We start from the raw sequence: 26,154 nt of genomic DNA on the forward strand, positions 1-26,154 counted from the left end.
CTCGGCCCACCAGTGGGTGAAGAAAACTTCACCAGGCGAACAGAAACCAGGGTCTGAGGCGACGACGCCACGGGAAGGGACAGCCCATGCGCACCACCGTCGGGATCATCGGAGCCGGGCCGGCCGGACTGCTGCTGGCGCGGCTGCTGCACCGCGCCGGCATCGACTCGGTGGTCCTGGAGAGCCGCGGCCGTGCCTACGTCGAGCACCGCCAGCGCGCCGGGATCCTGGAGCAGGGCACGGTCGACGTGCTGCGCGCCGCGGGCGCCGGGGAGCGGATGGACCGGGAGGGCCTGCGGCACGACGGCATCGAGCTGCGCTTCGACCGCCGCCGCCACCGCGTCGACTTCCCCGGCCTGACCGGCGGCCGGTCGGTGATGGTGTACGCCCAGACCGAGGTCTGCAAGGACCTGATCGCCCTTCAGCTGAAGGAGGGCGGACCGCTGCTGTTCGAGGCGCAGGCGCTGGCGGTCGAGGGCGCCGACGGCGACCGGCCGCGCATCCCGTTCCGGCACCAGGGCCGCGAGGACGTCCTGGAGTGCGACTACGCCGTCGGCTGCGACGGTTTCTGGGGCGTGGCCCGCAAGGCCTTCCCGCCCGCCCTGTCCCGTGTGTTCGAGCGGACGTACCCCTACGCCTGGCTCGGCATCCTCGCCGATGTCGCGCCCTCGCACGACGAACTCGTCTACGCCCGCCACGAACGCGGCTTCGCCCTCCTCTCCATGCGCTCCCCGTCTGTCTCCCGCCTCTACCTCCAGGTGCCCGCCGACACGCACGCCGACGAGTGGACCGACGACGCGATGTGGTCGGAACTCCAGCGGCGCTTCGAGACCGACGACGACTGGCGGCTGGAACGCGGGCCCGTCACCCAGAAGTCGGTCACCCCCATGCGCTCCTTCGTCCACGAGCCGATGCGGCACGGCCGGCTCTTCCTCGCCGGTGACGCGGCCCACATCGTCCCGCCGACCGGCGCCAAGGGGATGAACCTCGCCGTCGGCGACGTCGTCACCCTCGCCCGCGCCCTCGCCCACCAGAAGGAGACCGGCTCCCCGGAGCTCCTCGACGCCTACTCCGCGACCTGTCTGCGCCGCGTCTGGCAGGCCGAGCGGTTCTCCTACGACATGACGACGATGCTCCATCCGGCCCCGGACGCCACATCCTTCGACGCCCGCCTCCAACTGGCCCGGCTGGACCGGATCGCCTCCTCCCGCGCGGCCGGCACCGACCTGGCCGAGGCGTACACAGGGTTCCCGCTGGAGTAGCGCCACGTCTCGTTCGGGTAGCAGGTTCGTCATGGAATGCGATCACCCATGGCCGGGAATCGCCGGTCCGCGTAGCGTGTTGGGCAGCACGGCAGGGGAAAGATCCTCCTCAAGTATCATGGTCGGTCCTTTGCCAATCCATTACTCTTGAGCCAAGGCTGCGCACGGCAGCCATGGAGGAGTGAAATGAGGAGCAGTAACCCGGTCTTCTCGCGACGGGGGTTCAGCCGCGACAACGGCTACGCCGGCTTCAACACCGCACCGCAGGCCGGGTACGCACAGGGCAACCCGTACGCGCAGAACCCCTACGCCCAGAACCCGTACGCGCAGGGCGACGTCCAGTACGGCGCCCCGCCGCAGACCCCCGTCACCACCGACCGGATGACCATGGACGACGTCGTCGTCCGCTCGGCCATCACGCTCGGCACCGTCGCCGTCGGCGCCGTCCTCGCCTGGGCGCTGCTGCCGGTCACGACGACCAGCTACGGCCTGGCCGTCGGCTCGGCGCTGATCGCGTTCGTCCTGGCCATGGTCCAGAACTTCAGGCGCACCCCGTCGCCCGCGCTGATCCTCGGGTACGCCGCCTTCGAGGGCGTCTTCCTCGGCGTCATCAGCGAGATGTACAACAGCCGCTGGAGCGGCGCCCCCTTCCAGGCGGTGCTCGGCACCATGGCGGTCTCGGCCGCGACCCTGCTGGTCTACAAGGCCGGCTGGATCCGCGTCACCGCCCGCTACGCCCGCATCGGTATGGCCATCGCCATGGCGTTCCTGGTGGTCATGGCGGTCAACCTGCTGCTGGTCGTCTTCGGCGTCGCCGAGAACGGCGGACTGCGCAGCTTCGGTCCGCTCGGCGCGCTCGTCGGCATCATCGCCATCGTGCTCGGCGCGTTCTTCCTGACCCTCGACTTCAAGCAGATCGAGGACGGCATCGCCTACGGCGCCCCGCGCAACGAGTCCTGGCTGGCCGCGTTCGGTCTCACCGTGACGCTGGTCTGGATCTACCTGGAGATGCTGCGGCTGGTGGCGATCTTCACCAACAACGACTAGCGCACGCGCCGGCCGTGACGTGAGAAGGGCCCCGGGTCACGACCCGGGGCCCTTCGCCGTCTAGAGCAGCTTGCGGGCTGCCCTCCTGAGGTCGTACTCGTGGACGATCGCCTTCGCGTGGCCGTACGCGAGGTCGTACTCGTGCCGGAGCCAGCTGACCTTCTCCTCGAAGCGGAACAGGGCGGGGCCTTCTTCTACGGTGCGCAGCCAGTCGGAGACTTCACGACCGGTGCAGTGGGGGATGCGGGCGAGCAGATTGCGGTGGGTCTCCTCCGAGAAGAGCTGGGACATCGGCGCCTCCGAACGCAAAGGGGATGTAAGCCGGTCCTTCACGTCACCGTGCCTGAGCGTTCGCGTATTGGCAACAGTGCGGCACGTTACTCTCGGCGCGTGGTTGATACGACGCCCTTGACCCGAGCAGTGGATCATTTCGCCGACCGGTTGCGCGCGGCTCCGCAGAGCCGGCTGCAGAGAGGGGCTGCGGGGGAGGCCCTGGAGCTGGCCAGGGAGTTGGCCCGGCGGGCCCAGGCCGTTGAGGAGCCGGGGACAGAGCCCCGGGAGATGCCGGACGCGGGGATGTTCGCCGCGGCCGACCAGATGCTGGTTGCCGCACATGACTTGGCGCTGGTGCTGCGCAGTGACGACGAAGTCGCCGACGCGGTGCGGTTGGTCGACGAGGCGCGGGAGAGGGCGGGGGTCTGACGCCCCTGTCCCCTGGTGGCCGTCAGAGTGACGCTATGACCCTGTCGGCCAGGATGTAGACCGTTTCCTCGCCGCAGGCGAAGGTGAGGGTGTAGGCGCCGGAGATGCCGGAACCGCCCAGCAGGTACGGGGCCTCGCCCGCCTCCACGGCCGTGGCGAGGCGTTCGGCGGTCTCGCGGTGGCCCGGGGTCATGCACAGGGTGGTGCCGTCGGCGAAGACGTAGACGTCGAGGGTGCCGAGGGGGCCCGGCCGGACGTCGCAGAGTTCGATGTGGTCGGCGGCCAGCTGCTCCAGTGTGGTGACCGTGCGCTCGTGGTCGTTCACCATCGGGGACTGCACCGGGACGAAGTCGGGGTGCGAGGGGTGACGGCGGCGGGCCGCGGCCAGTTCCGGGGACTCCCCGGCGAACTCGTCGGCGTCGGCCGTCGGCTCGGACACCGGCTCCAGGCCGGCGAAGTCGGTCTGCCGGGGCAGGAACAGCTCGGTGTCGGGCAGGCCGAGCAGAGTCGGCGCGTCGGAGGCGTCACGGGCCTCCTGCGCGGCCCAGAAGGCGCGCGCCTCGGCCAGCTCCCGCTCCCGCTCCTCGGCGAGCGCCTCCGCCACGGCCGTACGTATCTGGTCGGCGTCGGCATGGCTGCGGGCGTTCGGCAGCAGCGCGCGCATGGCGGCGGACTGGTTCTCCGCCAGCTGGGTGTGCAGCTCCGCGAGCTGGCGGCGCAGCTTGAGAACGGTGCGCAGGACGGCGACGCCCACGGCGCCGGTGGCGGCCGTGGTGAGCAGCAAGGCGATCGGCATGGCGCTCACTGACGTACTCCCGGTTCAAAGTCGACCCCCGACTTCCTACATCAGCTTGAAGGGCGGACTAAGCAGCTGTCAGTGCGTAACGTCACGAAACGGACAGGACCTTGGCCTCGGGGGTGCCATGTGCGCCTGGCTGACCTGCGGTGACCTGCACTGATGTGTCCGGCGAGTCAGATAGGTCACATCCTGGGGGAGATTGGATCACGGAAAGGCCCAGAACCTTGGAGTTTCCTCGGTTCTGGGCCCTTGCCGGACGCAGCGTGCCCGGTCGGCTACCGGGCGTGGGTCAGCTGAGGCGCTCGATGACCATCGCCATGCCCTGGCCGCCGCCGACGCACATCGTCTCCAGGCCGAACTGCTTGTCGTGCCACTGCAGGGAGTTGATGAGCGTGCCGGTGATGCGGGCGCCGGTCATGCCGAAGGGGTGGCCGACGGCGATGGCGCCGCCGTTGACGTTCAGCTTGTCGATGTCGATGCCGAGGTCGCGGTAGGAGGGGATCACCTGGGCGGCGAAGGCCTCGTTGATCTCGACCAGGTCGATGTCGTCGATGGTGAGGCCGGCGCGGCGCAGGGCCTGCTTGCTCGCCTCGACCGGGCCGAGGCCCATGATCTCGGGGGAGAGGCCGGAGACGCCGGTGGAGACGATCCGGGCGAGCGGGGTCAGGCCCAGCTCGCGGGCCTTGGTGTCGCTCATGATGACGACGGCGGCGGCGCCGTCGTTGAGCGGGCAGCAGTTGCCGGCGGTGACCAGGCCGTCCGGGCGGAAGACCGGCTTGAGGCCCGCCACGCCCTCCAGGGTGACACCGGGGCGCGGGCCGTCGTCCTTGCTGACGACCGTGCCGTCCGGGAGCGTCACCGGGGTGATCTCGCGCTCCCAGAAGCCGTTCTTGATGGCCTGCTCGGCCAGGTTCTGCGAGCGGACGCCGAACTCGTCCATGTCCTCGCGGGTGATGCCCTTGGCGCGGGCCAGGTTCTCGGCGGTCTGGCCCATCGCGATGTAGGCGTCGGGGATCAGCCCGTCCTCACGCGGGTCGTGCCACGTGGTGCCCTCCTGCTGGGCTACGGCGGCGGTGCGGGCCTCGGCCTCGGCGAAGAGGGGGTTGTGGGTGTCCGGGAGGCCGTCGGAGCTGCCCTTGGCGAAGCGGGAGACCGTCTCGACACCGGCCGAGATGAAGACGTCGCCCTCGCCGGCCTTGATGGCGTGCAGCGCCATGCGGGAGGTCTGCAGGGACGAGGAGCAGTAACGGGTGATCGTGCAGCCGGGCAGGTGGTCCATGCCCATCTGTACGGCGACGATGCGGCCGAGGTTGTGGCCCTGTTCGCCGCCGGGGAGGCCGCAGCCGAGCATCAGGTCGTCGATGTCCCGGGGGTCCAGCTCGGGGACCTTGGCGAGCGCGGCCTGGATGATCGTGGCGGTCAGGTCGTCGGGGCGCAGATCCTTGAGGGAACCCTTGCCGGCGCGGCCGATGGGGGAGCGGGCGGTCGAGACGATGACGGCTTCGGGCATCACGGCTCCAGTGAACGGGTTTTCTTGCGGGCAGGGCCGGTTGGGAAGTTACCGCTACGTATGGTTCAGGTCACCGGTGTTGGGGTGTGACACTGACCGCAATTTACTAAGCGCTTGCTTTTGCCTCCGGCGGTTCAGGTGGACGGGCGGGCGGGCTCGGCCTCCGGCACCCTGCGCCGCCGGCGTCGCTTCAGCAGTGCCCACGGTCCACGCGGCCCCGTCGGCATGGCCGCCGTGACCTCCGTACCCGCCTCCGACGCGGCCTCGGCGGCGGCGCGGGCCACCGGCAGGAAGCCCTCGCGGCGGGACACGTCCGGGCGTTCCTCCTCCGCCGGCCACAGGCCGAGGGCGGCGCACACCGTCGGCAGGACAGCCATCGCCGCCGTCGCGTAGCCCTCCGCCGAGGGGTGGTAGTTGTCCGGGCCGAAGAGTTCCCGGGGGTTCGCCTCGAACTCGGGGCCCAGCAGATCGCCCAGCGACACCGTGCGCCCGCCCTGCCCCACGACCCCGATCGTCTGTGCCGCCGCCAGCTGCCGCGAGGCCCGCCGGGCCAGCCAGCGCAGCGGCTGCTGCACCGGCTCGATGGTGCCGAGGTCGGGACAGGTGCCGACCACCACCTCCGCACCGGCCGTGCGCAGCCGCCGTACCGCCGACGACAGGTGCCGTACCGAGCGGGTCGGCGGCATCCGGTGCGTCACGTCGTTCGCGCCGACCATGATCACGCAGATGTCCGGGACGGGAAACGAGGAACCCAGCACCAGGCCCACCTGGCGGTCCAGGTCGTCGGACTGGGCCCCGGGCTGGGCGACGTTGCGTAGTTCCACCGGGCGTTCCGCCACCGCGGCGAGCCCCGACGCCAGCAGTGCGCCCGGTGTCTGGCCCGCCCGGTGCACGCCCTGTCCGGCCGCCGTGGAGTCGCCGAGCATGGTCAGGCGGAGGGGCGGTTCACCGGGGATGTCGTAGGTGTGACCGTAGACGCCGTCGGCCACCGGGACGCGGCCGCCGGCGCCGTTGCCCACATGGCGCCGGGCCAGTCGTACCTCCGCCAGCAGCAGGCCGACCGCCGCCGCGCCGACCAGCCCGACCCCGCCACCGCCGTACGCCGCTCCGGCCGCGATACGCCGGGCCACCCTCGCCCTCGACATGCTCGTCATGCGTCGCCGCCACCTCCTCGTAGCCGTACACCCACTCCTTGCCCCGTACAGCCCGTACGCCAATCTCGACGGTGAGTGAACGACCGCCCGGGCCGCACGCCTGGCCTTAGGCTGGCGGCACCACTACGACCACTTTTTTGCAGCGACCGGAGACAACGGTGCAATTCCACGACTCGATGATCAGCCTCGTCGGCAACACCCCGCTGGTGCGGCTCAACAACGTGACCAAGGGCATCCAGGCGACCGTCCTGGCCAAGGTGGAGTACTTCAACCCGGGCGGCTCCGTGAAGGACCGCATCGCCCTGCGCATGATCGAGGCCGCCGAGCAGAGCGGGGAGCTGAAGCCGGGCGGCACGATCGTCGAGCCGACCAGCGGCAACACCGGCGTGGGGCTCGCGATCGTCGCCCAGCAGAAGGGCTACAAGTGCATCTTCGTCTGCCCTGACAAGGTGTCGACGGACAAGATCAACGTGCTGCGCGCGTACGGCGCGGAAGTGGTCGTCTGCCCGACCGCCGTGGCACCCGAGCACCCGGACTCGTACTACAACGTCTCCGACCGCCTCGTCCGCGAGACCCCGGGCGCGTGGAAGCCCGACCAGTACTCCAACCCCAACAACCCGCTCTCGCACTATCACTCGACCGGCCCCGAGCTGTGGGAGCAGACCGAGGGGAAGATCACCCACTTCGTGGCGGGCGTGGGCACCGGTGGCACCATCTCCGGTACCGGGCGCTATCTGAAGGACGTCAGCGACGGCAAGGTCAAGGTCGTCGGCGCCGACCCGGAGGGGTCCGTCTACTCCGGCGGCTCCGGGCGGCCGTACCTCGTCGAGGGCGTGGGCGAGGACTTCTGGCCGACCGCCTATGACCGGACCGTCGCGGACGAGATCGTCGCCGTGTCCGACAAGGACTCCTTCCAGATGACCCGCCGCCTCGCCAAGGAGGAGGGGCTGCTCGTCGGCGGCTCCTGCGGCATGGCCGTCGTCGCCGCGCTGCGGGTCGCCGAGCGGCTCGGGCCCGACGACGTCGTGGTGGTGCTGCTCCCGGACAGCGGGCGTGGCTACCTCAGCAAGATCTTCAACGACGAGTGGATGGCCGACTACGGCTTCCTGGAGGACGAGGGCCCGAGCGCCCGCGTCGGCGACGTCCTCAGCGACAAGGCGGGCGGCTCCATCCCGTCCCTGGTGCACATGCACCCGGAGGAGACCGTCGGCCAGGCCATCGAGGTGCTGCGCGAGTACGGCGTCTCGCAGATGCCGGTCGTCAAGCCGGGCGCCGGTCACCCGGATGTGATGGCCGCCGAGGTCGTCGGGTCCGTAGTGGAACGGGAGCTGCTGGACGCCCTGTTCAGCAAGCGCGCCTCCCTCGACGACCCGCTGGAGAAGCACATGTCCGCCCCGCTGCCCCAGGTCGGCTCCGGCGAGGCGGTCGGCGACCTGATGTCCGTGCTCGGCTCGGCCGACGCGGCGATCGTCCTCGTCGAGGGCAAGCCGACCGGTGTGGTCAGCCGGCAGGACCTGCTGGCCTTCCTGGCCAAGGGCGGTAACAGGTGACGAACCTGCGGTGAACGGCCCGTGACCCGGGCGAACTTACGGTGACCTGGGCCGTTCGAGCCGTACCGGAAGTGTCACGTGCGCGCAGCACCCGCTTAACACGCGTCCGGCAGATTAGTGGGTGTCGGCAGGGCGGGAGCGGCTCCCCGCCCCGGCCGGCGCCGAACGGCGCCAAGGACCTCCGGAGCGGCTCCCGGACCTCCATGGACGCCACGGACGCGCAGCCCGGCCCTGACCCGGCCCGCGTCCCTCGCGGGGACCGCCGTCGTCCCGCCCCCCGGCAACGGGGGTGCGGCGGTCCCCGCGCAATTCTCTTCCAGGGGCTCAGTGAGCGGTGCTGGACTCCCAACTCCCCAGCAGCGCCAGCCTCTCCGCCGTCTCCGACCCGGGCTCCGGTGTGTACGCCACGATCGTCTGGTCCGGGGACGCCGGGATGGTCAGGGTCTCGTACGGGAGGGTCAGCAGGCCCGCCACCGGGTGCCGGATCTTCTTCACGCCGTACGCGCACTCCTTGACCTCGTGGTCCGCCCACAGCCGGCGGAAGTCCTCGCTCTTCAGGGAGAGTTCGCCGACCAGCGCGCACAGCTCGGGGTCGTCGGCGTACCGGCCCGCGTTCACGCGCAGGTGGGCCACCGTCTGGGCGGCGACCGCATGCCACTCGGGGTAGAGGTCACGGCCGGCCGCGGCCAGGAAGACCTGCCGGGGCATGCTGCGCTCCGCCGGGGCCACGCGGCTGAAGCCGTTCACCGCGTCGCCGAGGGCGTTCCAGGCGAGGACCTCCATGCGGCGGCCCAACACGAACGCGGGGCTGCGCTCCATGCCGTCGAGCAGGATCTGCACGCCGGGGCGGACCCGGGGCGCGGTCTGCTGCCGCCGCCCGCGCTGCCGGCGGGGACGCGCCACCGTCCGCAGATGCGCGTGCTCGGTCTCGTCCAGTCGCAGCACCCGGGCGATCGCGTCCAGGACGGCGTCGCTGACGCTCGTCCCCCGCCCCTGTTCCAGGCGGATGTAGTAGTCGACGCTGACCCCCGCGAGCTGCGCCACCTCCTCGCGGCGCAAGCCCGGTACGCGGCGCCGCCCGTGGCTGGGCAGCCCCACCTCCTCGGGCTGTATCCGCGCCCGTCGCGAGCGCAGGAAGTCGCCGACTTCGCCTTCCAGCCAATCCCCGTCCATGCCCCGATCGTAGGGGAGGCCCCGCACCGCGAACCTGGTACTGGCATACCCAGGAAAAGCACATCCCTGGGTGCGGGCGGCGGATACGGCGAGGGTGGTGTCAGCCGCCGGGGAACCGCCCCGGTGCGAACACCCAGGGGGAACACCCATGTCGTACGAGAACCTGTCCGGCCGCACCGCCGTCGTCACCGGAGCCGCCAGCGGCATCGGCGAGGCCCTCGCGCTGCGGCTGGCCGCCGAGGGCGCCCGGGTGGCGCTGCTCGCCCGGCGCGCGGACCGGCTCCAGGCGCTGGTGGAGAAGATCCGGGCCGACGGGGGCGAGGCGCTCGCCGTGGCCGCCGACGTCACCGACGACGCGTCGGTGGCGGCCGCCCGGGATCTGGTGCACGAGACGTTCGGGGCCGTCGACCTCGTCGTCAACAACGCCGGGGTCATGCTCCCGAACCCGGTCGCCGACGGCCGGCTCGACGAGTGGCAGCGGATGCTCGACACCAACGTCACCGGAGTGCTGCGGGTCATCCGCGCCTTCCGCGCCGACCTGGTGGCCGCCGCCGGCGAGGGCCGCGCCGCCGACCTGGTGAACGTCTCCTCCATCGGCGCCCACATCGCCTTCCCCAACTACGCGGTGTACGGCGCCACGAAGGCCGCCGTCACCTATCTCTCGCAGTCCCTGCGCACCGAGTTCGGGCCGCTCGACGTACGGGTGACGAACATCGAGCCGGGGCTGACGGAGACCGAGCTGAAGGACCACGTCGACAGCGCGGAGCTGTCCGGGCAACTGGACGGCATGGTCGAGGCGATCGGTGCCCTCTCGGCGGCCGAGGTGGCGGACGTCGTCGCCTACGCCACCAGCCGGCCCCGGCACGTCAACCTCCGCCAGATCATGGTCCTGCCGACCCGGCAGGCCTGAGCGGGGCTCAGTCCTGCCGGTCGGAGCGGTCGCGGCGGCCGGTGAGCAGCTCCGGGTTGAGCCGTACCGCCTGGGCGAAGTTGACGCCGACGATGCCGACCCAGGTGGCGATCGTCCCGGTCGTCCCCGCCACGCCGCCGCCCACGGCGGACAGCGGGATGGCGAGGACCAGCGAGAGGACGCCGAACCCGAAGCGCTCGGTCCAGGTGTCGGCGTCCTTCGGGCGCCGCGCGCCGCGCGCGGACTCCATCCGCTGCTCGGCCAGGTGGCGCCGTACCCGGCGGTCCACCGTGTCGTCGATCCGCTGCTCGACCTTCTCCAGGAAGGAGTCCACCAGGGCGGAGTCGTAGTCGTCGCCCAGGTCCCTGCGTGCCCGCACGGTGGCGTCGAGGTCCTTCTTGAGGTCGACGTCCCGTGTGTCCGGTGTGCTCATGCCATTCACCCTAGGGAACGGCCACGCCCTCCGCACTGGGGACAACCCCCCTCTTCGGGTCCTGCTTCACCTGCCCGTGCTGCTTGAGGCCGGTGAGACGTCCCTTGCCCGGCTGCATAACGTCATGCAGAGTTCTTGGTGTGTGAATAGCTCGTCGGGGACCGAGGGGAGTTCGGGCGTCATGTCGTCTCGCATCGTGGACGCGCCGCAGGCCGTGCCGTCCATGCCGTCGGCGCGGACCGCGACCGTCGTCCTGGACGGGTCCGGACTCGGCGTCGAGGACGTCGTGCGCCTGGCCGACGGCGCCGCGCATCCCGTCCCCGAGACCGGCGCGATGCGGCGCGCGGAGCACTCCTGGAACGCCGCCCGGCAGATCGCCGCCACCGGGCGCGTCTACGGCCGCTCCACCGGCGTCGGCGCCAACCGGAACGAGGACGTGCCCACCGAGGCCGCCGCCGGCCACGGCCTGCGCCTGCTGCGCAGCCACGCCGGTGCCATCGGCGACGAACTCCCCGCCCGCCAGGTGCGCGCGATGCTCGCCGTCCGCGCCAACCAGCTGCTGGCCGGCGGCGCGGGGCTGCGGCCCGGCGTGGTCACCGCTCTGTGCGAGGCCCTGGGGAGCGGCGCGTATCCGGTGGTCAACGAGTTCGGCTCCGTCGGCACCGGCGACATCGCGGCCCTCGCCCAGGCCGGTCTCGCGCTCGCCGGGGAACACCCCTGGCGCGGCGCGGGCGCCCCCGAGCCACAGCCCCTCGACAACAACGACGCCCTCGCCCTGATCAGCAGCAACGCCCTCACCCTCGGCCAGTCCGCGCTCGCCCTGCACGAACTGCGCGGGCTCATCGGCGCCACCCAGGTCGTCGCCGCGCTGTCCCTCAGCGCCGTCGACGGCTCCCACGAGCCGTACGCCGCCCCCGTGCACGCCGCCCGCCCGCACCGGGGCAGCACCGAGGTGGCCCGGCGGATGCGGGAGCTGATCGGCGCCGCCGACCGTCCCACCCCGCCGCTCGGCCGGATCCAGGACCCCTACGGCCTGCGCTGCCTGCCCCAGATCCACGGCCCGGCGCACGACGCGGCCGACGCCCTGGAGCAGGTCCTGACCGTGGAGATCAACGCGGCCGCCGAGAACCCGCTCATCGCCCCCGGGGACCTGGCCGCCTACCACCACGGCGGCTTCTACCAGGCCCAACTGGCCCTCGCCCTGGACCACTTCAGGCTCGCGCTGACCCAGGTGGCCCGGCTGTCCACCTCCCGCCTGTCCACGCTCAACGAGCCCGCCTACACCCGGCTGCGCCCTTTCCTCGCCGATCACAAGCCGGCCTCCTCCGGCGTGATGATCCTGGAGTACGCGGCCGGAGCGGCCCTGGGTGATCTGCGGGCCTTTTCCGCGCCCGCCTCGCTCGGCCACGCTGTACTCTCCCGGGGCGTCGAGGAACAGGCGAGTTTCGCCTCGCTCGCCGCGCGGCAGACCCTGCGCGCGTGCGGTGCGTATCGTCTGGTGGTCGGCTGCGAGCTGGTCGCCGCCGTCCGCGCGCTGCGCCAGCGCGACCTGCGGCCCGACCCCGGGCTGCCGGCCGGCCGGGCCTTCGCACTCGCCGATTCGGTGCTCGACGCCGACCCGGCCGACCGGCCGCTCACGGACGACGTGACGCAGGCGGCCACACTGCTCGACCGGTTCACGGACATCTGGAGGGGGAGCGCGTCATGAGCGTGGACAGGGACACCGGTGCCGGTGTCGTGGAAGGTGCCGCGTCCGGTGGCGTGACCGACACCCCCGCGAACCGCCTGCAGGCGCTCTTCGAAGGGCACCGGCTCACGCCCACCCAGCGCCGGATCGCGCACAGCATGGTGCGGCGGGCCGCCGACGTGCCCTTCCTGTCCAGCGTGGAGCTGGCCGAGCTGGCCGGGGTCAGCCAGCCCTCGGTGACCCGGTTCGCCGTCGCGCTCGGCTTCGACGGCTATCCGGCGCTGCGCAAGCATCTGCGTGAGGTCGTACCCGCCGAACCGGCTGCCGAGGCGGGCGCCTTCAACGAGTACCAGCAGGCCGTCGAGGCCGAGATCGAGAACCTTCGGCACCTCGCCGAACTCCTCGCCGACCCCCGCCCGGTGCAGCGGGCCGGCCGGATCCTGGCCGCCTCCCGCCCGCTGCCGGTGCTGGGCCTGCGCGCCGCCGCCTCCCAGGCGTACGGCTTCGCCTACTTCGCCGCCAAGGTCCACCCGGACGTCCGGCTGCTCAACGAGGGCGGCACGATGATCCAGGACCGGATCGACGCGGCCGTCCGCGCGGGCGCCTCCGCGCTGCTGTGCTTCGCGCTGCCCCGGCATCCCCGCGAGGTCGTCGACACCCTCGCCTACGCCAAGGACGTGGGCCTGACGACCGTCACCGTCGCCGACTCCGCGTTCGCGCCGGTCGCCAAGCACTCCGACCTGCTGCTGCCCGCCGCCGTCGGCACCGGGCTCGCCTTCGACACCGCGTGCGCGCCGATGCTGCTCGGGCGGGTGCTGCTGGAGGCGGTCTGCGACGACCTGCCCCAGGCACAGGCCCGGCTGGAGGAGTTCGACGCGAAGGCGGCGGCCCGCGGGCTCTTCGTGGAATGACGGTGGACTTCGAGCCCGGGTGCTCTCAGATTCGTCTCACCTTCGGCCGCTAGCTTCCCCACGAGACACACGCGTGTGGTGGACACGTGACACGGGAGGCTGACGTGGCGCGCGGAGGACAGGGGCTGGCCCGGGTGGCCGTCGTCGTACGGGCCGGGGCCGCACCACTGTGGTGGTTCGGGGTGGTCGCCGCCGGGATCGGGGCGCTGGCGCCGGGGCTGACCGGGCGGCGGATCGGGGTGCTCGCCGGTGCCGCGCTGTTCCTCGTCGGTGCGGCCGCCGTGGCGCTGCTGCGGCGGGGCCGGTACGGCGCCCTCGCCCGCGGCGCGGCCCGCGCGGGCAAGTACGACATACTGCAGGACCGGGCGGTGACCGTGCGCAACTGGCGCCGCGGCCACCGCTGGTGGCTGCTGACGGCCTTCGTCGTCGCGCTCGGCTCCTCCTTCGCGGTGCCCGCGGCCGGCGGCATGCTGCTGGCCGGGCTCGGCACCGGGCTGCGGCTGAAGGCCGCCTGGATCGGGCGGCTCGAGCGGGCCGGGGAGACGCTGCTGTGGGTGCGCGTCGACTGGCTCGACCGGCGCGCCGGGCGCCCGGCGGGCAGGCACGTGAAGGGCCTGCGCGGTACGGGCACCGCGGCCGGCGACGCGGCCCCGGGCGGGTCCCGCCGCCGCACCGCGGCGCTGCTCCGGCCGGACAGGCCCTAGACCTCCAGCTCCTCCTCGATCCGCTTCAGCTGGTGCCGGGCCATCGCCAGGTTGGCCCGGGACGAGTCCAGGACGAGGTAGAGGAACAGGCCGTTGCCGCCGCGCCCCTTGAGCAGGCGCACCAGGTGGTACTGGTCCGTCAGCGTGATCAGGATGTCCTCGATCTCGCCCTTGAGGTTCAGCATCTCCATCGTGCGCATCTTGGCGCGGATCACGTCGGTGTTGCCCGCGGCGGCCACGTTCAGGTCGAAGGTCTTGCTGCCGCCCATCGTGCCCAGCGCCATCCCGCTGGTGTAGTCGACGAGCGCGACGCCGGTGGCGCCCTCGATCGAGGTGAGGGCTTCCTTCAGCGCGGTCTCGGTGTTGGCCATGGTGGTCCTCTCAACTGTCGGTTGCGGTGGGTGTGGTGCCCGTGCGCTGGGCGCGCGTGGTCCGGGTGCGTGCCGGTGCGGATCTGGCGGCCGTACGGGCCGAGCGGGCCGCGGCGTCGGCGGCGTCGAGCAGCTCCCCGATCCGGGCGCCGGCCCGGCGCCCCTCCAGGTGCAGCCGGCCGACGTTGACCCGGTCCTGGGCGAGCAGGGTCAGTACGGCGGTGCGGCCGGCCGCGTAGGTGGCGACGTAGCCGCGCTCGCCGCGCACCAGCAGCTCGCGGAAGCCGCCGTTCCCGGTGGCGTCGGTGACCCGCACGGCGACGCCGAGCGCGGCGGCGGTGAGGGCGGAAAGGCCCTCCGGGTCGACTCCGGGCGTGTCGTGGGCGACGACGAGGCCGTCGACGCCGGCCGCCAGGGCGCCGGTGAGCTGCGGCACCCGGCTGCGCAGCCGGTGCAGCTCGTCCAGGACGGCCTGGAGGTCCTCCTTGGACACCATCAGCTCTCTCCTCTCGGCGGTGCGGTGCCGTTCAAAGCGCCTCCAGTGCATCCCTGAGCCTCTTCAGCAGCGCGATGTCGGGGTCGGTGACCGGGGGTGGGGGCGGCGGGGCGGGCGCCGTCGGCTGGGGGGTGACATGGCCGGCCGCCGCGAGCCGGCGTATGTCGACCAGCGTGTGGAAGGCCTGCCGGCCCAGGTTCCGGGCGATCCGGGTGGCCGTGCGGACGCCGTCCACGCGGTCCAGGACCGCCCGCTGCCGGGGCGTGACCGGCGCGGCGGCGGCCGGCCCGGCGGCGGGGTCCGCACGGATCAGCGGGGCGCTGTCGACGGCCGGGTCGGGCCACAGCCGGTGCAGCAGCAGCCGGCGGCGCAGCGTCTCGCGTTCCAGCGCGACGACCGGGACCGAGGGCAGCGGGCCGATCCGGGGCGTGCCGTCGTAGCGGAACCGGCCCGGGGCGCTGCTCGGGGCCAGCGCGAAGAACCCGGCGTCGTACAGCGCGTCCAGATGGCACAGCTCCAGCGCGCCCGCGGGTAACAGCCCGGATTCCAGCAGGAGTTCGGCGGCCTGCAGCGGGCCGGGGGTCGCGGCGGCGGCCCGCTGCCAGGCGGTGCCCGCGAGGGTGCCGTGGGCCGTGAGGAGCACGTCGAGGCCCGGGGAGTGGGGGCTCTCGACGTGCACCACCCGGCCCTCGGCGAGAAACAGGGTGCCGTGCTCGCGGACCAGGACGCCGGTGGCCCGCTCCTCGGCGAGCCGGGTCAGCATCGGCGACAGGGCCCGGCCCGCCGACTTGTCCCGCACCGGCAGCGGCGGCGGAGGTATCCGCGTCACGGTCATCCCAGCACCAGCCGGGCGGCCATCTCGCCGAGCCGGATCCGGGCGAGCGCGAGGTTGCCCTCCTCGCGCCCGAGCCACAGATGCAGGAAGACGCTGCTGTCGAAGGACGTGTCCACGAATCTCAGCAGGTGGTAGCTGTCGTGGTTGCTGACGATCACGTCCTCGACGGGCGGGTGGCCGTCCCCGTGGGCCGCGAAGGCGCCGTGCTCGGCGGCCATCCGGGCCAGTTCGGCGGCCTCGGCGGCGGTCGTCTCGTGATCGCCGCCGGGCGCCTCCCCGACCGTGCCGAGGGCCAGTCCGCTCGTCCAGTCCACCAGCGCCGCTCCCCGCGCACCGGGCAACCGCATCGCTTCCAGCAGGCACTCGTCGATTCCGGGCACCGTGGCTCCCCTCCCGCCTGGGACTCCGGCTGAGTGACAGCGACACTACGCATCGTGTGCGCGGGAGGTGAGGCCTTTGGCATTTTCCAGTGGAACATGCGTCCGGCGTACTAGTGTGGGTCAACTGACGTGTGTGTCAGGCGAGTTGATTCATTCCCGCGAGGGGTGCCGGGGTGTGTCAACGGTCTCCGGGTGCTCGCAGGGTGGTGAGCGTGTCCGCGTGCGCCCCGCCGGACTCCGCCACCACCTCGGCGATCGTCTGCGGCTCGCGGACGGCCGCGAAGGCGACGCCTCCCGAGCCGTCCGGTGCGAAGCCGTGGATGCCGGGCCGGGGGAGGGAGTTGTAGGCGTAGTGGTGGGCGAAGTAGTACGCGCCCGTGTCCAGTGCCGCCGCGTAGTCGCCCTGCTCCAGCAGGGGCAGCGCGCGCCCCTCGGCCAGCAGGTCGCCCGAGAAGCAGGCCGGACCGGCCACGTCCTGCACCACGTCGGGCCCCGGCTTCGGCCGCCCCTTGGCGTCGTACGCGGCGATCCTCAGCGGCCACGCCCCCGGCGCGTACACGGTCCGCGTCGCCACCTGCACACCCGCGTGCGTCACCGCGATCCGCCGCCCGCCCGCGCTCTTGGCGTACTCCACCCGGGCCACCACCGTGCCGTGCTTGGCCAGCAGCGACCGCCCGAATTCGGTCACCAGCCCGTACCGCCCGTCGAACAGCCCCGGCACCTCCCCGGCCAGCAGCCGGGCGTGCTCCGCGTACGACGGCGCCGTGGCCTCGCCCGCGAAGTTCACCGGCAGCCCGCCGCCGATGTCGAGCGTGTCGATCTGCCGCCGCCCCGCCCGCGCGTTGATCTCCTCCGCGAGCGCGTACGTCTCGGCCACCCCCCGTGCCAGCAGTGCCGGCGGAATGCCCTGCGAGCCGGTGTGCGCGTGCAGCCGGGTCAGCCAGGGCCGGTCCAGATACGCCCGCACGGCCCACTCGCGCGCTCCCTCGTCGCGCAGCGCCACCCCGAACTTCGAGGTCGCCGTCGCCGTCGAGGTCGCCCCGATCGTGCCGCCGCCGACCTGCGGGTTGACCCGGATGCCGAGCGGGGACCCGGTGGGGGCCGTGCGCACGAGGGTGTCCAGGCGGTCCAGCTCCTGCGGGTTGTCGGCGTTCACCGCGATGCCCAGCGCCAGCGCCTCCCGCAGCTCGGCCGGGGTCTTGGCGGGTGAGTCCAGCACGGTCCGGCCGGCCGGCACCCCGGCCGCGCGGGCCAGCGCCAGCTCGCCCGGGCTCGCCACCTCCGCGCCGATGCCCGCCTCGTGCAGCAGCCGCAGCACCGGCACCAGCGGGGTCGCCTTCACCGCGAAGGCGTGCAGCACCGGCGTCCCGGGCGGCAGGACCGCGTCGAACGCCGCCCGCAGGGCCGCCGCCGACCTCCGGATCCCGGTCACGTCCAGCAGTCCCACCACGGCCGCGTCCGGCCCCAGCAGTCCCTGCTCCACGGCCGCGCGCACCGCCTCGTCCCGCCGGGCCGCACGTTCGCGAGCTTCCGTTTCGAGCTCCTGCTCCACGGCTTCTCCCCTCGTTCGCCCTCGTGTCCGTCTCGCGTACATCCAGCCAAACACCGACGGCGCGCGGACGGGGTCGGCCCGATGTATTGACTAGTTCTATTCAGAAAGACAGGATGTGAATAGACATAGCAACAGGAGGAGGCAGACGATGTCGGGACCCCGCCCCGTACGAGCCCCGCGCGGCACGGAGCTCAGCGCCCTGGGATGGCAGCAGGAAGCCGCCCTGCGCATGCTGCAGAACAACCTCGACCCGGAGGTCGCGGAGCACCCCGACAAGCTCGTCGTCTACGGCGGCACCGGCAAGGCCGCCCGTGACTGGCGCTCCTTCGACGCGATGGTCCGCACGCTGAAGACCCTCAAGCAGGACGAGACCATGCTGGTCCAGTCCGGCCGCCCGGTCGGCGTGATGCAGACCCACGAGTGGGCCCCGCGCGTCCTCATCGCCAACTCCAACCTGGTCGGCGACTGGGCCAACTGGGAGGAGTTCCGCCGCCTGGAGGCCCTCGGCCTGACCATGTACGGCCAGATGACCGCCGGCTCCTGGATCTACATCGGCACCCAGGGCATCCTCCAGGGCACCTACGAGACCTTCGCCGCCGTCGCCGCGAAGAAGTTCAACGGCACCCTCGCGGGCACGATCACCCTCACCGCCGGCCTCGGCGGCATGGGCGGCGCCCAGCCCCTCGCCGTGACCATGAACGACGGCGTCGCCATCTGTATCGACTGCGACCCGCGCGCCATCGAGCGCCGCATCGAGCACCGGTACCTGGACGTCCGGGCCGACTCCCTCGACCACGCGCTCCAGCTGGCCGCCGAGGCCCGCGACGCCCGCCGCCCGCTGTCCATCGGCGTCCTCGGCAACGCGGCCGAGCTGGTCCCGCAGCTGCTCGCGATGAACGCCCCCATCGACATCGTCACCGACCAGACCTCCGCCCACGACCCGCTGTCCTACCTGCCGGTGGGCGTGGCCTTCGAGGACATGGCCGACGCCGCCGCCAAGGACCCGGCCGGCTTCACCACGCGTGCCCGTGAGTCGATGGCGAAGCACGTCGAGGCCATGGTCGGCTTCATGGACGCCGGCGCCGAGGTCTTCGACTACGGCAACTCCATCCGCGGCGAGGCCCAACTGGCGGGCTACGGGCGGGCGTTCGCCTTCCCCGGCTTCGTCCCCGCGTACATCCGCCCGCTGTTCTGCGAGGGCAAGGGCCCCTTCCGCTGGGCGGCTCTGTCCGGCGACCCCGCCGACATCGCCAAGACCGACAAGGCGATCCTGGAGCTGTTCCCGGAGAACGAGTCGCTGGCCCGCTGGATCAAGATGGCCGGCGAGCGCGTCCACTTCCAGGGTCTGCCCGCGCGTATCTGCTGGCTCGGCTACGGCGAGCGGGACAAGGCCGGCGAGCGCTTCAACGACATGGTCGCCTCCGGTGAACTGGCGGCTCCGCTGGCCATCGGCCGTGACCACCTGGACTGCGGCTCCGTCGCTTCGCCGTACCGCGAGACGGAGGCCATGCTCGACGGGTCCGACGCGATCGCCGACTGGCCGCTGCTGAATGCCATGGTGAACGTGGCGTCCGGTGCGTCCTGGGTCTCCATCCACCACGGTGGTGGCGTGGGCATGGGGCGGTCTATCCACGCCGGGCAGGTGACGGTGGCCGACGGCACGAAGCTGGGCGGCGAGAAGATCCGGCGCGTTCTCACCAACGACCCCGGTATGGGTGTCATCCGGCACGTGGACGCGGGGTACGACATCGCGGAGTCGGTGGCTGCCGAGCGTGGGGTTCGGGTGCCGATGCGTGAGGGTGACGGCGCGTGACCCAGGACGCAGTCGGGCACAGCGGCAACTCTCCGGCGGGGGCTGAGGCCTCGTCGCCGGGTGCGGGTTCGGCTGTGCCCACCCGCCCCCAGTCTCGGCTGCGCTCGACCGGGGGGACCCCCATCGCCCTGCGGAACGACTGCCCACAGCCTGTACCCCCACAGCCTGTGCGTGGTGCCTCTTTCCTTGAGATGTGGCGTGAGCTGCTCCCCATCGGGCGGCACGCCGAGTCCCGCGGCTACCGGCGCTACGCCTGGACCGGTGCCGATGTCGACTGCCGGGCCTGGTTCAAGGAGCAGGCCGAGGGGCGGGGGCTGACGTACGAGGTCGACCGGAACGGGAACCAGTGGGCCTGGCTGGGGGACCCGGCCGCCGGGGACGCCGTGGTCACCGGGTCGCACCTCGACTCCGTGCCGGACGGCGGGGCCTTCGACGGGCCCCTCGGGGTCGTGTCCTCCTTCGCCGCCCTGGACGAGCTGCGCGGGAGGGGAGTGCGGCTCGCGAAGCCCCTGGCCATCGTCAACTTCGGGGACGAGGAAGGGGCCCGGTTCGGGCTCGCCTGTGTCGGGTCGCGGCTCACCGCCGGGCAGCTGACCGTCGAGCAGGCGCACCGGCTCACCGACGGGGACGGGATCAGCCTGCCGCAGGCCATGGAGGCCGCCGGGTACGACCCCGAGGGGATCGGGGCCGATCCGGAGCGGCTGGCCCGGATCGGGGCCTTCGTGGAGCTGCACGTCGAGCAGGGGCGGGCTCTGGACCTGTCCGGGGACCAGGTGGGCATCGCCAGCGCCATCTGGCCGCACGGACGCTGGAGGTTCGACTTCAGGGGCGAGGCCAACCACGCCGGCACCACCCGGCTGGTCGACCGGCACGACCCGATGCTGTCCTACGCCGAGACCGTGCTCGCCGCCCGCCGTGAGGCCGAACTCGCCGGTGCCGTCGCCACCTTCGGCAAGATCGCCGTGGAACCGAACGGCGTCAACGCCATCCCCTCGCTGGTGCGCGGCTGGCTCGACTCCCGCGCCGCCGACCAGGAGACCCTGGACACGGTCGTCGGGGGAGTGGAGAAGGCCGCGCGGGAGTACGCCGACGCCCACGGCATCGATCTCGACGTCGTCCGGGAGTCCTTCACCCCGGTCGTGGAGTTCGACCACGCCCTGCGTGACGAACTCGGCCGCATCCTCGGCAAGGACACCGGCCTGAAGGTGCCCGTCCTCGGGACCGGGGCCGGACACGACGCCGGAATCCTCTCCGGCAGCATTCCGACCGCCATGCTGTTCGTGCGCAACCCCACCGGTGTCTCGCACTCCCCGGCCGAGTTCGCCGCCGAGGACGACTGTGTGGCCGGGGTACGCGCGCTCGCCGACGTACTGGAAGGGCTGGCCTGCAGGTGACCAAGCGGACCTACTGGTTGGAGCACGCCTGGCTCGGCGCGACCGTCGAGCCGGGAGTCGTCCTCGAGGCCGAGGGTGGGCGGATCGGCGCGGTCCGCACCGGGACGCCCACCCCGCCGCCCGGCGCCGAGGCGCTGCGCGGGCTCACGCTGCCCGGGCTCGCCAACGCCCACAGCCACGCCTTCCACCGGGCGCTGCGCGGCACCGTCCAGGTCGGCAGCGGTACCTTCTGGACCTGGCGCGAGGTGATGTACTCCGTCGCCGACCATCTGACCCCGGACACCTACCACGCCCTGGCGCGCGCGGTGTACGCCGAGATGGCCCTGGCCGGCATCACCTGCGTCGGCGAGTTCCACTACGTGCACCACGCCCCCGGCGGCACCCCCTACGCCGACCCCAACGCCATGGGCGAGGCGCTGATCGCGGCCGCCGCCGAAGCCGGTGTCCGGATCACCCTCCTCGACACCTGCTATCTGTCCTCCGGCTTCGGTGAGGCACCCAACACCCACCAGCTGCGGTTCTCCGACGGCAGCGCGGAGGCCTGGGCCGAACGCTGTGCAGTTCTCAAGGAACGGGATCACGCGCGGATCGGGGCGGCGATCCACTCCGTACGGGCCGTGCCGGCCGGCCAGCTGGCGACCGTGGCGGGGTGGGCCGAGGAGCGGCGGGCGCCGCTGCACGTGCACCTGTCGGAGCAGACCGCCGAGAACGACGCCTGCCTCGCCGCCCACGGCCGCACCCCCACCCGGCTGCTCGCCGACCACGGCGTCCTCGGGCCGCGCACCACCGGTGTGCACAACACGCATCTCACCGACGAGGACATCGCGCTGCTCGGCGGCTCCGGCACCGGCACCTGCATGTGCCCGACGACCGAGCGCGACCTGGCCGACGGCATCGGCCCGGCCGTCGCCCTGCAGCGGGCCGGCTCACCGCTCTCCCTCGGCTCCGACAGCCACGCCGTCATCGACCTGCTCGAAGAGGCGCGCGCGATGGAGCTGAACGAGCGGCTGCGCACCCGCACCCGGGGGCATTGGACGGCCGGCGCCCTGCTGCGGGCGGCCACCGCCGACGGTCACGCCGCCCTCGGCTGGGACGAGGCCGGCACCCTCGAAACCGGCGCCCTCGCCGACTTCACCACGATCGCCCTCGACTCGGTCAGGACAGCGGGGCCGCTGCCCAGGCTGGGCGCCGAGACGGCCGTATTCGCGGCGACCTCGGCGGACGTACGGCACACGGTCGTGGGCGGTCGGCACGTCGTACGCGACGGGACGCACACGCTCGTACCGGACGTGCCGCAGGCGCTGTCCGCCGCCGTCGAAGCCCTCCGAGGCTGAACCCAGCCGACCCCCGCCCGGCCACCCACGAGGACACCATGAGCAGCAGCACCGTCATCACCAACATCGCCACGCTGGTCACCAACGACCCCTCCCTCGGTGACGGCTCCCCCCTTGGTCTGATCCAGGACGCGGCCGTCGTCATCGACGGCGACCGTGTCGCGTGGACCGGTGAATCAAGCAAAGCACCCGCCACTGACAATCGGGTCGACGCGGGCGGCCGGGCGGTGCTGCCGGGCTTCGTGGACTCGCACTCCCACCTGGTGTTCGCGGGCGACCGCACCCAGGAGTTCAACGCCCGTATGTCCGGCCGCTCCTACACGGCGGGCGGCATCCGCACCACCGTCGCGGCCACCCGGGCGGCGAGCGACGCGGACCTGGAGGCGAACCTGACCCACTACCTGGCGGAGGCCCTCCGCCAGGGCACCACCACCTTCGAGACGAAGTCGGGCTACGGCCTCACCGTCGAGGACGAGTCCCGCGCCCTGCGCATCGCGGCACGGCACACCGACGAGGTGACGTACCTCGGCGCACACATCGTCTCGCCCGACTACGCCGACGACCCGGCCGCCTATGTCGCCCTGGTCACCGGCGAGATGCTGGACGCCTGCGCGCCGCACGCCCGCTGGATCGACGTGTTCTGCGAGAAGGGCGCCTTCGACGGCGACCAGGCCCGCGCGATCCTCACCGCCGGCAAGGCGAAGGGCCTGCACCCGCGTATCCACGCCAACCAGCTCTCCTACGGCCCCGGCGTCCAGCTCGCCGTCGAGCTGGACGCGGCCAGCGCCGACCACTGCACCCACCTGACGGACGCGGACGTGGACGCCCTGGCCAACGGTGACACGGTGGCCACGCTCCTGCCCGGCGCCGAGTTCTCCACTCGGGCCGAGTGGCCGGACGCCCGCCGCCTGCTCGACGCCGGCGTGACGGTCGCCCTCTCCACCGACTGCAACCCCGGCTCGTCCTTCACCTCCTCCGTCCCCTTCTGCATCGCCCTGGCCGTCCGCGACATGCGGATGACCCCCAACGAGGCGGTCTGGTCCGCCACGGCGGGCGGCGCGGCGGCCCTGCGCCGCACCGACATCGGCCGGCTGAGCCCGGGTGCCCGCGCCGACCTGACCCTCCTGGACGCCCCGAGCCACGTCCACCTCGCCTACCGGCCGGGGGTGCCCCTGGTCAGCGGGGTGTGGCGACAGGGCGTACGCGTGGTCTGAGCGGGGACCGGCGCGGGGATCACCGCGGGAGAGCGGCCCGCATCACCGCGCACCCGCCCGCCACCGCTGCTCTCCCCCGTCGTCCAGCGGCTTCAGTGCCACCCTGCACCGGCCGTCCGGGGTCACCGCCGTCTCGATGGCGATGTCGGGGCGGATGGTGCCGTCGGGGTCGATGGTGAAGCGGAGGTTGTCGCCGTTGTCGCTGTAGACCGCGTCGCACTCCCAGATGCCGACGCCCCGGTCGACCGAGCCCCGGCTGTCCAGGCAGAAGCGGTCGTCGGCTGCCGAGCGCAGTACCCCGAGGTAGGTGTCGTACCTCCAGCGCTGGGTGTCGGAGGAGGAGCACGGGGCCGTGATGACGTCGTTGCCCTGCGACAGATCGCCGTCGCGGATGTCCAGGCAGCGGTCCGTCGCCAGGTTCACCACCTGGGCGAAGGAGGTGCCGGGCGGTGTGAACGGGGGCGCCGGCCTGGGCGTGGGCTTCCGGGTGTGCGGCGGGTGTGTGGTCGGGCCGGCCGAAGTCGGGGTGGGGGAAGGGGATTTCGACGGGGATTGCGACGGGTGCCTCGTGGGGGACGGCGACGAGGACGGTGACGAGGACGGGGTGACCGAGACCGTGGCCGTCACCGTGACCGGCGGCGGCGCGGGGGTCGCGGCCGTCGGCTGCTGGTCGTCCATGTGCGCCGGGGTGAGGACGAACACCAGGAGCGGGGTCAGGGCCACGCCCAGCGCCGCCGAGGCCAGCAGGACGCGGCGCCGGGGCGGCCAGGCCGCCCGTACGGCAGAGGCGGCAGAGACGGTAGAGGCGGCGGCGGGGGCGGGCGGCGGCTCCTCGGCGCGTAGGTACGCCGTTCCGTTCCACGGCAGCAGACCCTCCGCCAGCGTCTGCCGGGGCGTGTCCCGCAGGGACCGCATCTCCTCGAACGCGGCCGTACAGTGCGGGCAGCGGGCCATATGGGCGTCCAGGTCGGCGCTGTAGCGCGGGCCCCGCGGCCGTACCGCCTCCTCGATCAGGCGGCGGAAGTCGGCGCAGCGCGGGTCGTCGGAGGCGGCGAGGCACTCGCGGAGGCAGGCCTGGGCCAGGGCCTGGAGGGCCTGCGGGGTGCCGTAGGCCACGTCGGTGCGGCTCAGGCCGAGGAAGGCGGCGGTGCGGTCCTGCGACTCCTCCTCCAGCACGCCGTACCAGATCAGGCCCTGGGTACGGGACGGCAGCGAGCGGAATGCCGGGAGGAGGGGCGGGGTGGGGCCTTCGGGGAGGCCGGAGGCGTTCAGTACGAGCAGCATTCCGGGGTCGACGCCCGCCGAGCGCTCGTCGCGTGCCCAGCCGGCGGCCAGCCGGGCGGTCAGCAGCAGGAGGCGGTGGCGCAGCGGGACGGTCGGGTCGACGCCCCGGGCCGTCTCGCGGACCGCCGTGGTGAAGACCTCGGCCGCGAGCCCGCGGGCCGCGGACTCGCTCGCGGTGCACAGCCGGGCGTAGGCCAGGACCGCCGGGTGGTGCCGGCGGCGCAGTTCCTGCAGGGCGGGGTACGCCGTCGGGGTGGGGGAGCGCAGCAGTTCGGTCAGCCGGGCGTCCGGCGCGTCCTCGTGCTCCCTGCCCGTGTCGGTTCCGCCCGCCTCGGTCCCGCCCGTTCCGGCCTCGTCCCCCTGAGACATGCGTTCAGCCTCCTCGCGCCACCGGGCGACCGCGCCCTTGCGGCCCCGGCCCGACCTACCAGCCAGTACGGGGGGCCATAGTGGTCCGAGGAGGCGGCCGGGAAAAGAGGTTTCCGCCGGTAACCACATAACGGTTGGGATCACGCGGCCGGTTGGCCGCAAGAGGGGGCAAGAGCCCGGAATGCCGGGCGGATTCACGGATACCCGCGCCACCCGGAGGGGTGGGTCCGCCGGCAAGGGCGCCGCAGCGGCCCGGCATCGGCGGCCGGGCCACTGCGCAGGCGTCACAGGGGCGGGACGCGGAGGTCACTCCTCGATCGTCAGACCCCTGCGCAGCCGTACCAGCGTGCGCGACAGCAGCCGGGAGACATGCATCTGCGAGATGCCGAGTTCCTCGCCGATCTCCGACTGGGTCATGTTCGCCACGAAACGCAGGGAGAGGATCTTCCGGTCCCGGGGCGGGAGTTCGGCGATCAGCGGCTTGAGCGACTCGACGTACTCGATGCCCTCGAGGCCGTGGTCCTCGTACCCGATGCGGTCCGCGAGCGCGCCCTCCGTCTCGTCCTCCTCGGGCTGGGCGTCCAGCGAGGAGGCGGTGTACGCGTTCGAGGCGGCCATGCCCTCGACGACCTCGTCGTTGGAGATGCCGAGCTTCTCGGCCAGCTCCGGGACGGTCGGGGCGCGGTCCAGCCGCTGGGCCAGCTCGTCCCCGGCCTTGGCCAGGTCCAGGCGCAGCTCCTGCAGTCTGCGCGGCACGCGTACGGACCACGAGGTGTCCCGGAAGAACCGCTTGATCTCGCCGATGATGGTCGGCATCGCGAAGGTCGGGAACTCGACGCCGCGCGTGAGCTCGAAGCGGTCGATCGCCTTGATCAGGCCGATGGTGCCGACCTGGATGATGTCCTCCATCGGCTCGCTGCGGGAGCGGAAGCGGGAGGCGGCGAACTTGACGAGCGCGAGGTTCAGCTCGACGAGGGTGTTACGGACGTACGAGTACTCGTGCGTCCCTTCCTCCAGCGACTCCAGGCGCTCGAAGAGGGTCTTGGACAGGGCCCGCGCGTCTACCGGGCCGATCTCGTCGTACGGGGGGATCTCCGGGAGTCCCTCGAAGGGGTCGAGGGCGTCGATGGGATGATCCAGTTGTTCCGGTGGGGGTGTCGACGTCGCGAGCGGGGTATGCGATGCGTCGAGCCGGGGTGACATGGTGTCCTCCATCGTTCTCGGCATATGGCTGCCGAAGCCAGTGAGTGCACAGCGGTGTGCGGCGCCT

At 72.6% G+C, this 26,154-nt stretch carries 25 protein-coding genes; 12 read left to right on the forward strand and 13 right to left on the reverse strand.

The window, feature by feature from the left end; translation table 11 throughout:
• The first annotated feature begins 86 nt into the window (after positions 1 to 86).
• Together ACWC0C_RS02565 and ACWC0C_RS02570 are read left to right on the forward strand one after the other, a co-directional pair.
• Complete coding sequence (locus ACWC0C_RS02565; protein ID WP_449197431.1) at positions 87 to 1,262, forward strand: 4-hydroxybenzoate 3-monooxygenase; 1,176 nt, start codon at positions 87 to 89, stop codon at positions 1,260 to 1,262.
• 186 nt (positions 1,263 to 1,448) lie between these two features.
• Positions 1,449 to 2,309, forward strand: coding sequence for a Bax inhibitor-1/YccA family protein (locus tag ACWC0C_RS02570; protein WP_449197432.1), 861 nt, complete (start codon positions 1,449 to 1,451; stop codon positions 2,307 to 2,309).
• Between the two features lie 60 nt (positions 2,310 to 2,369).
• On the opposite strand, the gene ACWC0C_RS02575 is transcribed toward ACWC0C_RS02570, so the two are convergent.
• Complete coding sequence (locus tag ACWC0C_RS02575) at positions 2,370 to 2,600, reverse strand: DUF4287 domain-containing protein (protein ID WP_020940491.1); 231 nt, start codon at positions 2,598 to 2,600, stop codon at positions 2,370 to 2,372.
• Between the two features lie 99 nt (positions 2,601 to 2,699).
• Between ACWC0C_RS02575 and ACWC0C_RS02580 the strand changes: the two genes are divergently transcribed.
• Complete coding sequence (locus tag ACWC0C_RS02580) at positions 2,700 to 3,011, forward strand: hypothetical protein (RefSeq protein ID WP_449197433.1); 312 nt, start codon at positions 2,700 to 2,702, stop codon at positions 3,009 to 3,011.
• A gap of 22 nt (positions 3,012 to 3,033) precedes the next feature.
• Here ACWC0C_RS02580 and ACWC0C_RS02585 read toward each other — a convergent pair whose 3' ends face one another.
• The 3 genes from ACWC0C_RS02585 to ACWC0C_RS02595 all read right to left on the reverse strand — a co-directional run bounded on the left by ACWC0C_RS02585 (position 3,034) and on the right by ACWC0C_RS02595 (position 6,474).
• Positions 3,034 to 3,816, reverse strand: coding sequence for a hypothetical protein (locus tag ACWC0C_RS02585; RefSeq protein ID WP_449197434.1), 783 nt, complete (start codon positions 3,814 to 3,816; stop codon positions 3,034 to 3,036).
• A 283-nt stretch (positions 3,817 to 4,099) separates the two neighbouring features.
• The gene (locus ACWC0C_RS02590) at positions 4,100 to 5,320 is read right to left on the reverse strand and encodes an acetyl-CoA C-acetyltransferase (protein WP_450861028.1); all 1,221 of its coding nucleotides are present in this window, start codon (positions 5,318 to 5,320) and stop codon (positions 4,100 to 4,102) included.
• 134 nt (positions 5,321 to 5,454) lie between these two features.
• Positions 5,455 to 6,474, reverse strand: coding sequence for an SGNH/GDSL hydrolase family protein (locus tag ACWC0C_RS02595; RefSeq protein WP_449197436.1), 1,020 nt, complete (start codon positions 6,472 to 6,474; stop codon positions 5,455 to 5,457).
• Between the two features lie 158 nt (positions 6,475 to 6,632).
• Here ACWC0C_RS02595 and ACWC0C_RS02600 point away from each other — a divergent pair, with 158 nt between their 5' ends.
• Positions 6,633 to 8,024: a cystathionine beta-synthase gene (locus ACWC0C_RS02600; protein ID WP_449197437.1), complete on the forward strand. Its 1,392-nt coding sequence runs from the start codon at positions 6,633 to 6,635 to the stop codon at positions 8,022 to 8,024.
• 324 nt (positions 8,025 to 8,348) lie between these two features.
• Here ACWC0C_RS02600 and ACWC0C_RS02605 read toward each other — a convergent pair whose 3' ends face one another.
• Positions 8,349 to 9,182, reverse strand: coding sequence for a helix-turn-helix transcriptional regulator (locus ACWC0C_RS02605; RefSeq protein ID WP_450861139.1), 834 nt, complete (start codon positions 9,180 to 9,182; stop codon positions 8,349 to 8,351).
• 163 nt (positions 9,183 to 9,345) lie between these two features.
• On the opposite strand from ACWC0C_RS02605, the gene ACWC0C_RS02610 reads away from it, so the two are divergent.
• A complete protein-coding gene (locus tag ACWC0C_RS02610) occupies positions 9,346 to 10,107 on the forward strand; it encodes an SDR family oxidoreductase (RefSeq protein ID WP_450861030.1) in 762 nt (253 codons plus the stop codon).
• Positions 10,108 to 10,114: 7 nt separating this feature from the next.
• Here the strand turns inward: ACWC0C_RS02610 and ACWC0C_RS02615 are convergent, their stop codons facing one another.
• The gene (locus ACWC0C_RS02615) at positions 10,115 to 10,540 is read right to left on the reverse strand and encodes a hypothetical protein (protein WP_449197439.1); all 426 of its coding nucleotides are present in this window, start codon (positions 10,538 to 10,540) and stop codon (positions 10,115 to 10,117) included.
• Between the two features lie 181 nt (positions 10,541 to 10,721).
• Here ACWC0C_RS02615 and ACWC0C_RS02620 point away from each other — a divergent pair, with 181 nt between their 5' ends.
• From ACWC0C_RS02620 to ACWC0C_RS02630, 3 genes are all read left to right on the forward strand, one after another.
• Positions 10,722 to 12,248, forward strand: coding sequence for an aromatic amino acid ammonia-lyase (locus tag ACWC0C_RS02620; RefSeq protein ID WP_450861032.1), 1,527 nt, complete (start codon positions 10,722 to 10,724; stop codon positions 12,246 to 12,248).
• Positions 12,245 to 13,138, forward strand: a complete 894-nt coding sequence (locus ACWC0C_RS02625; RefSeq protein ID WP_449197441.1) for a MurR/RpiR family transcriptional regulator — start codon at positions 12,245 to 12,247, stop codon at positions 13,136 to 13,138. The genes ACWC0C_RS02620 and ACWC0C_RS02625 overlap by 4 nt, the downstream gene beginning before the upstream one ends.
• A 104-nt stretch (positions 13,139 to 13,242) precedes the next feature.
• Positions 13,243 to 13,842 (forward strand): hypothetical protein, encoded by a 600-nt coding sequence (locus tag ACWC0C_RS02630; RefSeq protein ID WP_450861035.1) that lies wholly within the window; start codon positions 13,243 to 13,245, stop codon positions 13,840 to 13,842.
• Here the strand turns inward: ACWC0C_RS02630 and ACWC0C_RS02635 are convergent.
• The 5 genes from ACWC0C_RS02635 to ACWC0C_RS02655 all read right to left on the reverse strand — a co-directional run bounded on the left by ACWC0C_RS02635 (position 13,839) and on the right by ACWC0C_RS02655 (position 17,476).
• Entirely contained in the window at positions 13,839 to 14,213 is a 375-nt protein-coding gene (locus ACWC0C_RS02635) for a hypothetical protein (RefSeq protein ID WP_449197443.1), read from the reverse strand. The genes ACWC0C_RS02630 and ACWC0C_RS02635 overlap by 4 nt on opposite strands.
• Positions 14,214 to 14,223: 10 nt before the next feature.
• Positions 14,224 to 14,709 (reverse strand): roadblock/LC7 domain-containing protein, encoded by a 486-nt coding sequence (locus tag ACWC0C_RS02640; RefSeq protein WP_450861037.1) that lies wholly within the window; start codon positions 14,707 to 14,709, stop codon positions 14,224 to 14,226.
• Between the two features lie 31 nt (positions 14,710 to 14,740).
• Positions 14,741 to 15,544, reverse strand: coding sequence for a transcriptional regulator (locus ACWC0C_RS02645; RefSeq protein ID WP_450861039.1), 804 nt, complete (start codon positions 15,542 to 15,544; stop codon positions 14,741 to 14,743).
• Entirely contained in the window at positions 15,541 to 15,924 is a 384-nt protein-coding gene (locus tag ACWC0C_RS02650; RefSeq protein ID WP_363215500.1) for a hypothetical protein, read from the reverse strand. Before ACWC0C_RS02650 ends, ACWC0C_RS02645 begins: the two co-directional genes overlap by 4 nt.
• Positions 15,925 to 16,102: 178 nt before the next feature.
• Positions 16,103 to 17,476, reverse strand: a complete 1,374-nt coding sequence (locus tag ACWC0C_RS02655) for a diaminopimelate decarboxylase (protein WP_450861041.1) — start codon at positions 17,474 to 17,476, stop codon at positions 16,103 to 16,105.
• A 148-nt stretch (positions 17,477 to 17,624) separates the two neighbouring features.
• Here ACWC0C_RS02655 and hutU point away from each other — a divergent pair, with 148 nt between their 5' ends.
• The 4 genes from hutU (at position 17,625) to hutI (ending at position 23,231) form a co-directional block, all read left to right on the forward strand.
• Positions 17,625 to 19,289 (forward strand): urocanate hydratase, encoded by a 1,665-nt coding sequence (hutU, locus tag ACWC0C_RS02660; RefSeq protein ID WP_450861043.1) that lies wholly within the window; start codon positions 17,625 to 17,627, stop codon positions 19,287 to 19,289.
• A gap of 191 nt (positions 19,290 to 19,480) precedes the next feature.
• The gene (locus ACWC0C_RS02665; RefSeq protein ID WP_449197448.1) at positions 19,481 to 20,683 is read left to right on the forward strand and encodes an allantoate amidohydrolase; all 1,203 of its coding nucleotides are present in this window, start codon (positions 19,481 to 19,483) and stop codon (positions 20,681 to 20,683) included.
• Positions 20,680 to 22,017 (forward strand): formimidoylglutamate deiminase, encoded by a 1,338-nt coding sequence (locus tag ACWC0C_RS02670; protein WP_450861045.1) that lies wholly within the window; start codon positions 20,680 to 20,682, stop codon positions 22,015 to 22,017. The genes ACWC0C_RS02665 and ACWC0C_RS02670 overlap by 4 nt, the downstream gene beginning before the upstream one ends.
• Positions 22,018 to 22,055: 38 nt before the next feature.
• A complete protein-coding gene (gene hutI, locus ACWC0C_RS02675; protein WP_450861047.1) occupies positions 22,056 to 23,231 on the forward strand; it encodes an imidazolonepropionase in 1,176 nt (391 codons plus the stop codon).
• A gap of 42 nt (positions 23,232 to 23,273) precedes the next feature.
• On the opposite strand, the gene ACWC0C_RS02680 is transcribed toward hutI, so the two are convergent.
• Both ACWC0C_RS02680 and ACWC0C_RS02685 read right to left on the reverse strand, forming a co-directional pair.
• Entirely contained in the window at positions 23,274 to 24,884 is a 1,611-nt protein-coding gene (locus tag ACWC0C_RS02680; protein WP_450861049.1) for an RICIN domain-containing protein, read from the reverse strand.
• Positions 24,885 to 25,190: 306 nt separating this feature from the next.
• On the reverse strand, positions 25,191 to 26,087 hold the full coding sequence (locus tag ACWC0C_RS02685) for an RNA polymerase sigma factor SigF (protein WP_449197452.1): 897 nt from the start codon (positions 26,085 to 26,087) through the stop codon (positions 25,191 to 25,193).
• Positions 26,088 to 26,154 lie beyond the last annotated feature (67 nt).

The organism is Streptomyces sp. NPDC001709 (genome assembly GCF_053596375.1).